General features: G+C 49.5%; 11 protein-coding genes. 7 read left to right on the forward strand and 4 right to left on the reverse strand.

What is annotated here, in order from left to right; translation table 11 throughout:
• Nucleotides 1-92: 92 nt before the first annotated feature.
• Nucleotides 93-1,898 carry a carboxypeptidase-like regulatory domain-containing protein gene (locus B036_RS31755; RefSeq protein ID WP_020567966.1) on the forward strand — a complete coding sequence of 602 codons (1,806 nt, stop codon included), beginning with the start codon at nt 93-95 and terminating at the stop codon, nt 1,896-1,898.
• Nucleotides 1,899-2,032: 134 nt separating this feature from the next.
• Nucleotides 2,033-3,220 (forward strand): T9SS type A sorting domain-containing protein, encoded by a 1,188-nt coding sequence (locus B036_RS0106910; protein ID WP_020567967.1) that lies wholly within the window; start codon nt 2,033-2,035, stop codon nt 3,218-3,220.
• Between the two features lie 46 nt (nt 3,221-3,266).
• Here B036_RS0106910 and B036_RS0106915 read toward each other — a convergent pair whose 3' ends face one another.
• Entirely contained in the window at nt 3,267-4,361 is a 1,095-nt protein-coding gene (locus B036_RS0106915) for an MlaD family protein (protein ID WP_020567968.1), read from the reverse strand.
• 265 nt (nt 4,362-4,626) lie between these two features.
• On the opposite strand from B036_RS0106915, the gene B036_RS28395 reads away from it, so the two are divergent.
• A complete protein-coding gene (locus B036_RS28395) occupies nt 4,627-5,019 on the forward strand; it encodes a c-type cytochrome (RefSeq protein WP_020567969.1) in 393 nt (130 codons plus the stop codon).
• Between the two features lie 22 nt (nt 5,020-5,041).
• On the opposite strand, the gene B036_RS0106925 is transcribed toward B036_RS28395, so the two are convergent.
• Nucleotides 5,042-6,058, reverse strand: coding sequence for a pirin family protein (locus B036_RS0106925; RefSeq protein WP_020567970.1), 1,017 nt, complete (start codon nt 6,056-6,058; stop codon nt 5,042-5,044).
• A 225-nt stretch (nt 6,059-6,283) separates the two neighbouring features.
• Between B036_RS0106925 and B036_RS0106930 the strand changes: the two genes are divergently transcribed.
• The gene (locus tag B036_RS0106930; protein WP_020567971.1) at nt 6,284-8,626 is read left to right on the forward strand and encodes a gliding motility-associated C-terminal domain-containing protein; all 2,343 of its coding nucleotides are present in this window, start codon (nt 6,284-6,286) and stop codon (nt 8,624-8,626) included.
• 145 nt (nt 8,627-8,771) lie between these two features.
• Complete coding sequence (locus B036_RS0106935; protein ID WP_020567972.1) at nt 8,772-10,133, forward strand: T9SS type A sorting domain-containing protein; 1,362 nt, start codon at nt 8,772-8,774, stop codon at nt 10,131-10,133.
• Between the two features lie 277 nt (nt 10,134-10,410).
• On the opposite strand, the gene B036_RS0106940 is transcribed toward B036_RS0106935, so the two are convergent.
• Complete coding sequence (locus B036_RS0106940; RefSeq protein WP_044102042.1) at nt 10,411-12,024, reverse strand: SulP family inorganic anion transporter; 1,614 nt, start codon at nt 12,022-12,024, stop codon at nt 10,411-10,413.
• Nucleotides 12,025-12,146: 122 nt separating this feature from the next.
• Entirely contained in the window at nt 12,147-12,827 is a 681-nt protein-coding gene (locus B036_RS0106945; protein WP_020567974.1) for a TetR/AcrR family transcriptional regulator, read from the reverse strand.
• 76 nt (nt 12,828-12,903) lie between these two features.
• Here B036_RS0106945 and B036_RS0106950 point away from each other — a divergent pair, with 76 nt between their 5' ends.
• A complete protein-coding gene (locus B036_RS0106950) occupies nt 12,904-14,643 on the forward strand; it encodes a peptidase domain-containing ABC transporter (RefSeq protein ID WP_020567975.1) in 1,740 nt (579 codons plus the stop codon).
• 74 nt (nt 14,644-14,717) lie between these two features.
• Entirely contained in the window at nt 14,718-16,106 is a 1,389-nt protein-coding gene (locus B036_RS0106955) for an HlyD family secretion protein (RefSeq protein WP_026231761.1), read from the forward strand.
• Nucleotides 16,107-16,135 lie beyond the last annotated feature (29 nt).

The raw sequence follows: 16,135 nt of genomic DNA on the forward strand, positions 1-16,135 counted from the left end.
AGAAGGTTTAAGGAGCAAGGTCAGCTAAGGGCTGATTCCCTTCTACTTTATGTATTCCTTCCCTTTAGTGCATCAACCTTCCAAAAGAAGTTATGCGCCCTCTGTTGATCCTGTTTTATACCGCCCTAAGTCTATCTCTTTTCGCCCAATCTACCTTTAGTGGCTGTGTCACCGACGAGTTGGATGAGCCGTTGATCGGTGCTGCCATTAGTCATGGTGCCGCAGGAACGGTTACGGATGTTGATGGCTGTTTTTCCCTGGAAGCAAGCGGTGACTCGGTATTGCTAAAGTTGTCCTACACGGGATACGTCGAGCAAAAGGTGATGGTTTATGCAGGTAAATCGCTGACTATCCAGATGGTGAATAAGACTGAACTTCTGGAGGAAGTGGTGGTGACCGAGTATCGTGTTCCACTTGTTGAAATGGACCGTACGACCACTGGTTATACGGTTACAGATGAAGTACCCGGGCCATTGCCGGCATACAGCACAAGCAGAAAAAGAGAACATGCAAGTGCCTCTCCTGGCAGAAGTGAATCAGCTTTTGCTGATGAAGCTCCTGGTGCCTCAGCCGCCCAAGCAGCTGGCCAACTCACCGCCGGCGAATCTAACGATTTCGGAAAATGGGACCTTTGGGAAGACATCAGTAAAGAAGACCTGGCCGAGTTTCGGGACATCTGGCAGCTGTACCCCGACAATCGGTACGCCGTTCAATTAACCTATCCTGGTGGCAGCCCTGCTGTTGATGTTGAGGTAGAATTGCGAGATGGGCAAGGGGGAATCGTCTGGGCAGCCAGAACAGATAATCAGGGGCGGTCAGAGCTCTGGCGGGGCATGATGAACCCCAAAGCGAACGAGCAGGCACAACTGCAATTGGTGGCCTCTGTTTTTGGAAAGGAATACGCATTGCCCACTAGCCATCACTTTAAAATGGGACTAAATACGCTCGAGCTGCCAGTTCCTTGTGAGCGGCGCACGGAAGTTGATATTGCCTTCGTCGTAGACGCAACGGGAAGCATGGGAGATGAGATCAGCTACCTGAGTAGTGAGCTCTCCGATGTGATATTGAGGACGCAAGCCAACTTAAAAGATGCTGACCTCCGAACGGCAGCTGTTTTTTATCGGGACAGTACAGATGCCTATGTGACCCAGCACCAGCAGTTTGCCAGTGATTATGCGGAGACAGTAGCTTACGTCAATAAACAAACCCATGGCGGTGGCGGCGATCATCCCGAAGCAGTTGACGCAGCTCTTGAAACCGCCCTTATTCAATTGGAATGGCGGGAGACCGCTGCCTCCAGGTTGTTGTTTTTGGTGCTTGATGCGCCGCCCCACCAAGACGCCGATAATGTCAATCGACTGCAGGAAATGACGGCGCTGGCCGCGAAACAGGGTGTTCGGATTATACCGATCGTGTGTTCAGGGATGACCAAAGATGGAGAGTACTTGCTTCGCTCTATTGCCCTGGGAACAAACGGAACCTATGTTTTCCTCACTGACGATAGCGGAATTGGCGGCACCCACCTCAAACCCACTACCGACAGCTACGACGTGGAGAAGTTGAACGATCTGATGGTGCGGGTGATCCGCCAGTTTAGTGAGACGCAGGAATGTGGAGCTGAGATAAACGAAAATAGCTTGGTAAAGGCCGACCAGACTAAAGTGGAAATCAAATTTCGTGCCTATCCAAACCCCACCAGTGGACCGGTCACGGTCAAACTTCCCGAGAGCAGTGGAGAGGTATTTGTATTGGATATGCTGGGGAAGTTGCTCCGGAGAATTCCGATCAACGCGCGTAAGCAGACCATTGATCTCGGAGGGCTGGCCAGCGGAACTTATTTGTTGCGGTACGAGGACGGCGACAAACTAGGTGCGCAAAGGATTGTGTTGACCCGGTAGTATTAAGGAAAATGTAAGCCAGCAGGCTTTATTCAAATTGTTTTGTTAAAAGAGGGGTATCCCCTGCGGTTTTGGGTGCTTTTAGGTGTCACTTGTTTGAAAGCGAATTCTTATACCTATAAATACCCAACATCATGTACACCATTAACCCTACTCGGGCCATTTTTGTGGCCCTGTTTTTCACCCTGTTTTCTACCGCAAGCCTATTTGCTCAAAATTGTGCTCATCCGGATTACTCCTCCCTGGAAGAGCTTTACAACGCTACCGGAGGAGACGATTGGGCCAACAATAATGGTTGGCTCACCAGCTGCGAGCCATGTACCTGGGCTGGTATCGGCTGTGACGAAAATAACCGTGTCACCAGTATCATACTTCGTGGCAATGGCCTGACGGGGGCGCTACCTGTCGATATTGGTGATTTCGATCAACTACGTGTAATCAACCTGGCTTATAACGAAGTGGCCGGTGAATTGCCAGCCTCCTTGTTTACTATTGCGTCCCTCCGTGACATCAATTTTAGTGGCAACCGGTTTTCCGGAACCCTGCCTGCTACCATTGGCGAGCAGCCACTCCTGGAGAACCTCCGCCTGAATAATAACCAGCTGGCGGGAACATTGCCGGAAGCACTTTCTACCTTCTCCCAGATGAAAATCCTGACGCTGAATAACAATGGCTTCACGGGGTCGGTGCCTGCAGGCTTAGGTGACCTTGCCTTTCTCTTTAACCTGGACGTAAGCCAAAACAACCTGTCCGGTTGTTTCCCTCAAGACCTGGAGAACCTCTGCGGTAACGCCAGAATGCGTTTTGGTGGAAATTCATCGCTGTCCTGGTCCGGTGATTTTGCGACCTTTTGCTCCAGCGGATTCGCTACTGAACAGGTAGGAGCTCCCTGTGATGACGGTATCCCGGAAACGGAAGGTGACGTAATCACCTTTGATTGTGGTTGTAGTGGAGAATTAAATCCCAATGGATTTACGGGTGCCGGACTGGAAAGCATTTATGAACCGGATGTAGCTGAGCGGGATGAGCAAATCCGAACACGCCCTGGCTTAGGCCGCGTTCTACCGTCGTTCCGCCAGGAAATTACTCAACTTACTGTATTTCCTAATCCAGTGGTTGGCGATAACCTTTCGGTTCGTTTACCTCTAGGTTCACAAAACTCGCAGCTGCGACTTTTATCTTTAACGGGTCGCGTAATTATCAATACGACAATGGATGGACCAACAACTGAACTGCTGTTGCCTCGCCTTACTGCAGGCGTATACCTGCTGGAGTCAGTTACTAACGGTGAGCGCTCTGTTCAGCGGGTTGTTGTTCAATAACTTCGATTTGCTGCATGTTTTTAGTCTAAGGTTTTTTTTAACGCCATTAACCCTTTTTAAGGAGGTATTCTTCCACTGTCATCCCGGCAGCAGCGGCATCGGCTTCCAGTTTGGCGTCACGTTTATCGTGCTTAAGTACTCGCTTACGGCTTTTGAAGGGGACGTAGCGGTAAGGCTTGTCCTGGAAGTCGGTGGCAAGGGAATCAATCGAGCGAGTGGCTTCGTTGAGTTGGATGTACATTTTATCGTCACTAAGCAGCTTGCCCAATGTGCCCTTTCCGGAGTTAACGTCCTGCATAAGGGTATTCACCCCACCTACAGCTTTATCGGCCCGACTTAAGGTTCCCTGAAGGCTTTTAATGGTAGTATTAACTTCAGTCATGGTCTCCTCCAGATCAATTTTACTCAGGCCCTCGGAGAATCCTTCTGCATTGTCGATCATCCCGGCAATAGATTCCTGCTTAGCGGCCAGAGTATTGGTCAATGCAGCGAGGTTTTCCATGGTGGTATTGATCTCTCCGGCATTAGCATCAAGAATACGCTGGAGGCGTGCGGTACTGGCCTTCAGATTTTCCATTGTTATTGCCAGGTCGTTAGTAGACCGTGCAATGGGATTGTCGCTTTCGGGACTGAAGAGTTCATGCATAAGGCTATCCATGGTACTCTTGAGTGTTTCTTTTGCGGCGTCAACGGGGCTGACCTCATCATTGTCGCCAGTACCACCAGTAAAGGAGGCTAAGAGGCTTAGCACCCGTCCCTCCAATTCAGTTCCTTCTTCTGCGCAGTCGCCATCACCGAAACAAGGTTGGTCATAAGAAAGAATTACCGCTTTCTGCCCCATCACACTAACAGTGGCAATCAGGGCTTTGGTGTTTTTTGGAATGTTGATACCTTTCTTAATGTCGAATGTGACCTTGGCTTTACTATCCTGTTGGTTCAACTCTATGCCATTGACGGAGCCGACGGAAACTCCACTAATGGTCACTGGCGTGCCCACCGTTAGCCCATCAACGCTGTCATAAATAGAGTAGTAGTAAGTTGAACTAGACAAAAGATTGCTGCCCTGAATGAACTTATAACCCCAGAACGCAAGGGCAATGGCCACAATGGCGAGGATTCCGATTTTAACTTCGTAACGCATAAAGGGGCTGTATGGTAAATGAGGTAGCGACTTGATTTTGCCCGGCAGACAAATGTTAAGGAGGCTCAACCGGGATGGGCCGCAAAAGTACGGTGCTGTAACGTGACGGAGGGGCTCTTGGTTTGATCTTTAATCGGGGGGATGGTTTTTACTTCGTTTGCTTTCAACAATATGCCTTGCACCTGCGGCCGCGGCCAAAATTCCTAAACCCTCTTTCGTCCCAACCGTTATGAACCCATAAGTTTCATTGAAAATCTTTTCCACTATGCGTTCATTTTTCGGTTTCCTGATTTGTGCGGCCATTTTATTGCTCGCAATTGCCTGCGGGAAAACTGAAAACGTTCAGGGCCACAGCTTGTATGACCAGCATTGCGCCAGCTGTCATTTCGAAGAAGGAACTGGTTTACGCCAGCTGATGCCGCCACTCGCAGGCTCCGATTACCTGCGCGACCAACAAAAAGAAGTGGTGCGATCAATTCGTTACGGCCTGGCTGGGCCCATCCAGGTTAACGGCATTACTTATAACGAGGTTATGCCAGGTAACAAGGAACTTTCAGAGTTCCAGATCGTAAATATTGTAAATTATATCAACCAGGCCTGGGGGAATGATTACGGCAGAATATCGGTAGAGGACACCCGTCGATGGTTAGCAGAATAAATCAGATGGCTCCCATTGAAGATCAACTTCGTTCTTCGGTGGTACCATCAGGGTAGCGAGCAAACCGCCCACGATCGCGATCGTGGACATGCTCTTCTGATGGCCACGGCCAGCCACCAAATTGTGTTTTCCGGTATTCCGCAAAAGCCAGGGCAATTTCTTCTTGGGTGTTCATTACAAATGGACCATGCTGAACAACTGGCTCGTTAATTGGCCGGGCCTGTAATAATAGCATGGACACTGGCTCTTTTCCGGCGACCAGCGGGATTTCAGCGCCGCTGTCGACCTGAATAGCGTGGTAATTAGCCACTGATTGATCGGCGGCCTGCAATCGATCTCCGTTATACATGTAGAGGGCACGGTTGATGCCCGCAGCGGTTGCTGGTAAGGTCCACGACCCTCCTGGCTCCATGTTGATGATCCATACCGCAAGATGATTATTGGCATCAGCAGCCCAGGAGTGCGGAGGTGGGGCAAGTGAAGGAGTATCACCTAAGTCTCCGGCAATAATTTTTACGGTCGTTACTTTTCCCGCAGCATCCGGAAGCTTAACGACTGGAATGTCTTCTGACCAGAGCATCTTGTAGTTGGGAGAAACCATTTTGTTCTTCCGTGGGAGGTTGAGCCATATCTGGAACAGTTCCAGGGTATTGCCCTCCTTCTCATTGATAAGCGGGAACATTTCTGCGTGTAGTACGCCTTTTCCGGCGGTCATCCACTGAACGTCTCCTTTGCCAAATCTTCCGGTAGCGCCGAGGGAATCCGTATGGTCTGCATAACCTTGCTCCACCACGGTGATGGTTTCGAAACCCCGATGCGGGTGGTGAGGAAATCCCGGGACGGTTTGCCCATGATACATACTCCAACCATCCTTACCTCCAAAATCCTGACCCATGCGGCGACCCGCTGTTCCCGGCAACGGTCCGAGCTGTTCATTGCCCTCCGGATAAAGATCGTGGTGGTGTACACTAAATAAAAAGGGATCGAGGGTTTGCCAGGTAGGGCCTAAGGGAGAAATAGCCAGGATAGGATCAGACATAATCGGAGTACTTTGAATTGCATAATTCCCTTGTCCTCAACGGAAAGCAGGGCGATGATAAATTAACGTAGGTACATCAAAATGGTTCTTTCTATTTAGCGGCTTCCCGACTGGGTGTTAATCTGTACCGATAGGCAGCCTTGGGAGTTGGTAAAATTCGTACTTTGGCGGGACCAAACGGCGCAGCTTTCCTACGCCGTAACCTAAACCAGCGGCGGCTTACCTATGAAGAACCGTTTATTCGTACTACTTACCTCCCTTTTCTGTTGTGCTTCTGCCTTGTTTGCACAAGTCCCAGACGTTGCTATCCTGAACCCTGATACCGTTAACATTTGCCGTGGAGATACCCTGCAATTGCTTACCACGGATAATGGAAGCGGTGCTGTTATCACCTGGCAGACCACCAATGGATTTTTGGACGCGGCAACAACACCTAACCCTCGCGCAATCCCTGATTTCTCCCGCTACTACGTCGTAGCTGCCGGAAATACCCTGGATTCTATCTATGTCGACGTTGATGTATTTGTTGTTCCTCAGCTGATTAACGATACCCTGGTCTGCCAGGGCTATCCATTATTGTTGATTACCGACTCTGTAAATAACAGGGGGAATACCCTTTATGACTGGAGCCCCGGCCGTTTCCTCGATGATTCCACGGACGTTAACGCCGTCTACATTTCACAATCAGCTATTGATACCGTTTTTACGCTTGTCTCCACTGCGGCGAACGGTGCTTGTGCAGATACCCAAATGGTCCGGGTAGAGATTATCCGGAGCGATTTGAGCATCTTTGGCGAAGACTCCATTTTCCGATGTCTCGGTGATGAAGTACAGGTTCTTGAAGTCTCGGCTGATCCCTCTGCGGGGGCCAGCCCAACCTGGTTCCCTACTACGGGCGCTGTAGGGAATTCAGACGGGTTCACCTTTCGGGTCAATCCAATGGAAAACACCACTTACTACGTTGAAGATGTCCTGAACGGATGCTACCAGATCGACTCCGTATACGTGCGTATCGATTCTCTTCCCGACATGACGCTTACCGTGGACCCAATGAAGGATCCTTACTGCCAGGGAGATACCTTTTTTATCAGATCCCCCACTTATGACGCTGGAGATTATCAACTGATTACCCACGACTGGACCGTGGCTCCGGGTATCGCAAGCCCAAATGAATTGTACAATGCGGTGTTTTTTGCCAGCGATTCAGCTTTGGTCACCCGGGTAACGGAAAACGGTGGTTGTTCTCAGACCGATACGGTACAAATCAACGTGATAAAGCCACCAATTCTCATTTTTGACCCTGATCCGGCCATGGTCTGCCCGGGCGAAGAATTACAAATCAACGTTACTTTCGGAGACGGTGGACCGCGCGGTGAACTTGAATGGGAAGACCCGAACAGTACGCTTAGCTGTACGGATTGTCTCGATCCCATCGCTACCGTTACCGAGCCTACTACTTATATGATTACCGTTACGGCGGAAGGCTCCAATTGTACGGAACCCAGTGAGTATACCATTGGTATCATTGAGGACCAACGCCCCGAACTCAATCCAGAAACGCTGATCTGCTCGGGTGACGCCGCCCGGGTGATCACCGGAGGTATTCGTTCGGATTACTCCTACCGAATTACCGGTGGTGGCATAGACTCTGCGGACCCCCAGGTGGAAGTAACTCCAATGGCTAATAACACGACCTACACAGTAGTAACTACTGGAGAGTGTGGCGAACTTACTGACCAGATTACCTTCCGATTTGCCGACGACTACACCCTGACCGCGACCGGACCGGAGTTCGTTTGTTCTGGCGAGGAGGCCCTGCTTACTGCTCAACTTAGTAATGACCGCTCAGGTAGATTCGTCTGGACGGTAGATGGTGAAGAAGTAGGCCAGGGTGTTCAGATCACTCAGAACCCTACGGAAGATATGACAACTTATGTGGTTACGTTTACTGATGACTTCGGTTGTGGTTCCGCGATGGCAGCGGTAACCGTTCGGGTCATTGAGGCAGACCTGGATCCGGTCATTGTAGCCACGATTGACGGCACCCCCATCACCGGTGCTGTTTTCAGCGGCAATAACGTTACCCTTACGGCAACAAATATTCCTGCTGGGTTGAATATCTCTTATTCCTGGTCGGGCAACCTGAGTCCTGCTACAGCTACAGGAGAAAGCATTGTTGTGAGCGTTCCGCCTCCGGGGCAAAGTGCGCCAAGTGAGCTTCGTTATACTTTATCGGTGACTACTGAGAATGGAAGTTGTGTCTTTACGGACGAAATCCGAATTGCCATCGAAGAGTCTACGTTCCGTATTCCGGAATTGATCACTCCGAATGGAGATGGAACCAATGATATCTTCCGGGTCTTCTACGGTGGTCAGATCACCGATTTTACCATGACGGTTTTCAACCGTTGGGGGCAGAAGATATTTACTTCCACAGACGTTGACGAAGGATGGGATGGGATGAAAAATGGTACGGCCCAAAACACCGATACTTACCTCTACATCGCCAAGTTCCGAATCAACGGTTCCGAGGTGGAACAGGAAGGGCAGTTTAGTTTGATCCGTTAAAGGGACCGGCTTTTCTGTGGCGAAAAAAATAGTTGATTTACCGTTTATAATAACGAAATCATCGAGATGGAGGACTTCACCCCGAACCTCCGTTCATTGATTCAGCAGGGTTAGACAATACCGTTTAAACATAAATCCACTGCCCATGAGATTCATCGTTCTTCTTCAACTCTGCTTATGGATAAGCTTCGTTGCTCATGGCCAGGATTTTACCACCGTTGGCCCGCTCTCAGTGGCGGATAACCTGATAACAACGGCCGATCTTAACGGAGATAGCTTTCCCGACGTCGTTTTCCTGAGAAGGAGCCCCACTCTGATAACCGACCAGCTCGTCAGGCTAATCAACAACGGAGAGGAAACACCAGGATTTACGGAAAGTGTCATCATTGCCTCTAACGAACTCAGGGGGAAACCCGTCGTTGCTGACTTTAATCAGGATGGATTCGTAGACATCATCTTCGCTGGAGGTGCTCAAACTTTACTGTTGTTTCAAGGATCAGCGAACGGAGAACTTACCGAAACGGCAAGCACCCTGCTTATGCCCAGCAGGATGGCCACCGCCGATTTAAACGGAGATGAGTTTCCCGATATAGTTGGCATCAGTGCTTCCGAAGACCTGTTTGTTGCTTACTTCAATACCGGCACCGGATTCATCCGGGATACGCTCTATAATTCAGGGGTGGAGCCAAGAGGCTTCGACGTAGTAGACATTGACGGCGACGGCGACAACGACGTCCTGTTCGGCACGGAGGACGATACGGAAGAATCTCTTGTGCTACTAATTAATGACGGTACCGGCAGCTTCACCTCGCAGATTATTGAAGACGCTTCCAGCACCGTCCGTCTGGTGAATGCCATCTCCTCCGGCGACCTGAACGGCGACGGCAAAAAGGACTTCGTCATCGTGGCTTCCAACAGTTGCTTCTCATACCTGCAGGGGGACAACCTAACCTTCACCCGAACGGAACAGCTGGCTGCTACTGATCTGCTTCGTAGCGTGGTTGTCGGCGACTTCAACCGTGACGGCAGCGATGATTTTGTGATTGGGGGAAACGCTTCCATTGGCATCAATTTATACCTGAATGATGCCATGGTTTCGCCCTCTTTTCAGGCTACTGAAGTGGGTTCAATACGCCCCGTATTTACCCTGTTTGCCGCCGATATGAATAGAGACAATGACCTGGATTTAGTTACCAGCAACGGCGATGTTTACGTCTTGGAAAATCAGATCGAGCAGGTTACTTCCGTCATTTCTGTAGGCCCTGTTTTGCAGGAAGTCCTGGTATTTCCCAATCCTGTAGGCGAAGATTATATTTTCCTGACGGGTGAGGTAATGGAAACAGCCAATGCCTACGAACTAATGAATATTTCCGGTAAACTAATTCGTAAGGGACGGCTTGACCGCTCCGGTAAGATCAGTATGCACGATGTCGCTCGCGGTAGCTACCTGATTCGACTTTTCGATGGGAATATCCTGACGGGAAGAGGGAAAGTTATAAAAAGGTAAAGACTTGCTTCGCAGGACTTCGTGCTCCCGGATGTGTAAAAGTGCGGGGCGAAGGTCCACATTTTAAAAATGTGTGTATACGGTGGCCCAAAGGGACGGCAACACAGTGAGTAGGGGTTACCGCAAGGCCTGCCTGTGAGGAGAAACCCTTCACCCTCTGCTTGGCTCCCCAAACCCTTCTCAGCATCCTGCGATCGCGCCAAATGGCTAAAAAAAGAAGCGGCCCCTAAAAGCTCAAAAGAACTCCGGGGCCACCTACTTAATACTTGATAGTTTACTAATGCGCTGGCACTGCCGGACGTAAGTTGAAGAACCTGAGATAACTGTCAGGATTCATCACTGTCTCTTTTTCAGAAATCAATTTGATGTCGATGTTTCGGTCCCGCGCCTTTTGAACGAAATCTTCAAGAATTTCAATCACGTCGTAATCCAGATACCTGGTTTTGGAAATATCCAGCTCGAGCATACTGTCTTCTGGCAGGTTATCAAGCTGCTTGAGGATTGCCCCCTTATTGAAGAAGGTTACTTCTTCCGCCAGGGTCATTTTGATCTGATGCCGACCATTACTCTTGTCTTCCATGTGCAGGAAGTGGGAGTTTTGGTAGCTTTTGTATAAGATAATCACAATGCCTACCATCATGCCAAGACTGATGCCAACGAGCAAATCCGTGAAGATGATGCCAACTACGGTGACAATGAAGGGAATAAATTGCTTTGGTCCTGTTTGGTAGATGGCTTTGAAAGTGCTTGGTTTTGCCAGTTTGAACCCTACGATGAGGAGTACTGCAGCCAGTACAGAAAGTGGGATCATGTTCAGCAGCCCAGGAATGAGGACAACTGAAATCAACAGCAGGAAACCATGGAAAATAGCGGAGACCTTGGTTTTTCCGCCCGACTGAATGTTCGCAGAACTGCGGACGATTACCTGGGTAATTGGTAAGCCACCGATCATGCCGGAAAGCACGTTGCCCGCTCCCTGAGCGAGAAGCTCCCGGTTAGTTGGGGTCACTCTCTTATCCGGATCAAGTTTGTCTGTGGCTTCAACACAAAGCAAGGTTTCGAGGCTCGCAACCAGAGCAATGGTGAAGGCAGTTACCCAGATGGCTGGATTGGTAATGGCACCAAAATTGGGTAGACTAAACTGGCCGAGAAAGGAGGAGAAATCTGTTGGCACAGGCACCTGTACCAAATGTTCGCTAGAGATGGCCAGCGTTTCGTGGCCTTTTGTTGTTACGTAGAAGAGTATACCCAGAGCAACCGCAACGAGTGGACCCTGAATAAGGGTGAATATTTTTCCTTTTTTACTCAGGACCTCACTCCAAAGAATCAGAATACCCAGGCTCAGAAAAGCAATTATGGTGGCACCAGGGCTGACGTTTCCAAAGACATTCATGATCTCAGAAAAGGTGTTCTCACCGTCAAACTGAAAGAAGGCAAGGTCACCTTCGGGATCTTTATCCCAGCCAAAGAAATGGGGAATTTGCTTCAGGATGATGATAATGCCAATACCTGTAAGCATCCCTTTGATCACTGATGAAGGGAAGTAATAACCAATGACACCAGCCTTGAGGACACCAAAAACTATTTGGATGACCCCCCCGAGAACTACGGCTAACAGAAAGTTTTCGTACCCCCCCAGGCTTCCAATGGCAGTTAGAACGATTGCTGCCAAACCAGCAGCAGGGCCGCTAACCCCAATATGGGATCCACTTAGGGCACCGACTAAGATGCCGCCGATGATTCCAGCGATGAGGCCGGAAAAAAGAGGAGCCCCACTTGCCAAGGCAATGCCAAGACATAAAGGCAGTGCGACGAAGAAAACTACAATACTAGCGGGTAAGTCATTCTTCCAATTGCCGAGCAATGATGGAGAATCAGATTTTTTTGACATGTTTTTCAAGTTGTTGGCGGCGTTATACTTGCCATAATGATAGTAAAACTATCAGTTTAATAGACAACAACCATGGCCGATTGTTCGGCATTCGGTTCAAAAATCTTTTAAATCCTGAATGGTTATTTCGCCTGGAGCAGGTTGTCGACCCAAAACCATAACATCTCCTCCAGGCTGTTGCTGATGTCTTCACCGTGGTGGATATCCGTTAATTTTGGTAAGTGCTCAGCAAAGTAGGGGTGGTTGTGCGCCATCTCGAAAAGATTAGTCGCTAAAGCATGTGGATAGGGGAAGTCCGGTTTGATTTCTAAGATGAGCACACTTATTTCGCTACTCAGGCTCTTATAGCCAAGAAAAAGCCCCTTATTGTTTTCCTGATCAACGGCTTTCGTGTGATAGGCCTTTGAGCCTTCGTTGATCACGACCTGATGTAGTAACCGTTCATCGATGTAGGGGACTTCAGGATTGGCTACAAAAGGCTTGGTCAAAGACTTGATGGCGGCACGTAATCGCTCAGCTGCGGTAGACTTGCCAGCAACTGCACGATTGACCAGGTGATGTACCCAGTCCCAGTACCAGCTTACCAAATACAGTAATAGCTGGTGCTTATTACTGAAATAACGATAAATGCTTGCTTCTGCTGAACCTAACTCGGCCGCGAGCTTTTTAAAGGTGAATGCCTCCAGACCCAACTGATCAAGTAGCTTGATGGACGTTTGGAGGATGCGGCGACCCAACTCAGTATCCTGAGGATCTCTGAGGGATAATTGTGGTGCGGGAAGAATTCTGACTTGAATGGCCATAAAGTATGAACGAAAGTAAAACTATTTTTGTTTAAAAGTATTACTATCAAGAATAGTACCTTTATCTCTCAAATGTATGAGTAATTTTAATACCCCACCACTACGAAAGTTTTTCGCTCTCCTGAAACCGGATCGAAAAGACATCGGCTATGTGTATTTGTATGCCGTACTGATTGGTGTTCTTGCCTTGGTTGGCCCGCTTGGTGTACAGGCCATCATCAATTTGATTGCAGGAGGGACGTTTAACGCTTCTTTGGTGGTCCTCGTGGCAATAGTCACCGGTGCCTCCGTTTTGGTCGGTGCGCTAAAGGTGATGCAATACGTGATCGCGGAAACTCTACAGCGGCGATTGTTTACCCGGACTGCTTTTGAGTTTGCTTATCGCCTGCCAAGAATAAAGCTCTCCGCATTTCAGGCGCACTATCCCCCGGAATTGGTGAACAGGTTCTTTGATATAGTGACGGTCCAGAAGGGGTTGCCAAAAATTTTATTGGATTTCAGCGGAGCAGTTATGCAGATCATTTTTGGCCTGGTGCTGGTTTCCCTATATCATCCTTTTTTCGCCATTTTTGGTGCAGTGTTAGCTATTTTGCTTTTTTTGATCATGTATCTGATTGCTCCTGCTGGACTGGATACCAGCCTGAAAGAGAGTAAGTACAAATACCGTGTAGCTGGTTGGTTGGAAGATATTGGCCGGGCAAGTAACACCTTTAAACTCGCTGGCGGTGAGCGACTCACCATGCGGCGTACGAACGACCTGCTAACCGGCTATCTGGGTGCACGGAAAGCGCATTTTCGAATTTTGCTGTTTCACTACGGTGGGTTGATTATTTTTCAGGCCCTGGTTACGGCCTTTTTCCTTTTGCTTGGCGGTAAATTGGTGATCGACAATCAAATCAACATCGGTCAGTTTGTGGCTGCGGAAATCGTTATTCTTCTCATCCTCAGTTCCGCGGAAAAACTCATTTTCTCTCTTGATGTAGTGTACGACACCCTTACCGGGGTGGAAAAAATCAGTAACGTGACCGATCTCAGGTTGGAGGAGGGTGGAGACCTTTCTTTCGATGCCGTCGATACTGGTAAAGGAATGACGGTTACTGCCACTGACCTGCAATTCACCTATCCTGAAACAGGAATGAAAGCCCTTCGAGGCGTGAACTTCCGGTTTGAGGCCAACGAACGAATCTGTATTGCTGGGTACAACAGATCTGGGCGCTCAACGCTGGTGCAGTGTTTGGCGGGCATGCATACGGACTATGAAGGGCTGCTGACATTTAATGAAACCCCAATGGGTAATCTTAAACTTAGTGAGCTGCGCAGAGTGATTGGGGATTACAGTCCGGAGGAAAGTATTATTCCTGGTAACCTGATTGACAACATCTGTCTGGGCCATCCTGATGTAGATTTTGCCCGGATACAGTGGGCCTTAGGAGTGGCGCAGCTTGCTGGCTGGGTGTCTGAACAAGACAAGGGATACGATTTTGAATTAGTCGCTGAAGGGTTAAACGTGCCTCGCTCAGTACGGGTAAGGTTACTGCTTGCCCGGGCTATTGTACGCAAGCCTCGTTTGCTGGTTCTTGGAAACCTGCTGGATCAGCTGGAGCCAATCATCAGAAAAAGAATCATGCAGGAACTTACGGACCGGCGACAGCCGTGGACGCTAGCCATCCTCAGCAACGATCCATTTGTCGCAAACGCATGTGACCGGGTGCTGTTGCTCAGGAAGGGAGAGATTTTGCTTGACGACAAGCCCTCCGTTGTTCTGAACGATCCTGCTACAAATGACATCTGGGTCGCATCCCGCCCTGATATATAGTCGGCTCTCCCTCCAACCTGTCAAATGACTTTTACGGTAAATTTTCAATCCCGTTCCCCGAAATAACTGTTTCAATGCTGAATTTATCTCCTCAATCTGTTCTGTCCGATGTACAAGGGATGGGCCTTTCCGCCCTCGAACAGGTAGACCTGCCTAATGGCCAGCGAATGTACCGTCGCTGGATGTTGGTCTTCATTGTCATGTCTCTGATCATAATATTCATGCCCTGGCGGCAGAACTTCCGGGCAAAAGGAACGGTGACGGCACTTGATGCGGCCGACCGACCTCAAAGTATCCACGCTACGCTGCCTGGCCGGGTAGAGGCCTGGTACGTTTTTGAAGGTGATACCGTAAGACGTGGAGACACTATTGCACGGGTCAGCGAGATCAAATCTGATTACTTTGACCCTGACTTGGTGGAACGTACCGGGGCTATCCGCGATGCTAAAACAAGTAGTGCCGAAGGCTACCGGGCGAAGGCCGCAGCATTGAGCCGGCAGATAGTATCGTTGGAACAGGAACGGGAACTGAAACTTAGGGAGTACCAGAATAAATATGAGCAAAGCCTGCTATACGTAACCACACTGGAAGCGGACCTTGTGCAGCAAATCGTGCAAGTCGATATTGCTGCCTATCAGGAGCGCCGGACGGATACGCTGAATGCCCGGGGCCTCAAATCACTGTCAGACCTGGAAACTAAACGATTGAAAACTCAGGAAGCTCTCGCTAAGAAAATAGCCATTGATAACAAGCTGGAACAGGCGAAAACGGAGATACAGCAAACCCGAATTGCCCTTGAGTCTGTGGGACCTACTTACCGGGGAAAGATTGCCAAAGCGGAGAGCGATCGTCAAAGTGCGCTTACTTCCTACTACGGTAGCGTGGGGGACGCAACGAAGCTCGCCAGCGAGGAGACTAACTATCGGATTCGTAGAGATTTCGCGCACATCATCGCTCCACAAGACGGTATCATCGGTAAAATACTAACTCCGGGTATCGGGGAAACGGTAAAGGAGGGAGAGGCCATCGTAACCATCCTGCCTAAGGGATTCCGGGCCGCCGTCGAGTTATTCGTTGATCCGTTCAACCTGCCACTGGTGCAGCAAGGGCAGGAGATCAGGTTCTTATTCGATGGCTGGCCAGCAGTTTTTTTCAGCGGTTGGCCAGGGCTTTCCTATGGCACTTTTAGTGGGGATGTAGTCGCCATTGACAACATTATCGACAGCAAAGGCCGCTACCGCGTCCTTGTTCGTCCATCCAAAGATGGTCGCCCCTGGCCCGAGGCACTGCGTCCGGGTTCCGGTGCAGAGGGCGTCGCGCTACTGGGCGAAGTCTCCGTTTGGTACGAGGTTTGGCGTCAACTTAACGCCTTCCCGCCAGACTATTATCAAAATGATCGCTACGTGAAAGAGTCTAAGGAAGGGGTTAAGTTTAAAGCACCAGCTAAAACGGTAATTAAGTAATCAGGATTCAGGCCTCAGGGTCCAGGTAT

It is taken from the genome of Neolewinella persica DSM 23188 (assembly GCF_000373105.1).
Classification (GTDB): Bacteria; Bacteroidota; Bacteroidia; order Chitinophagales; family Saprospiraceae; genus Neolewinella; species Neolewinella persica.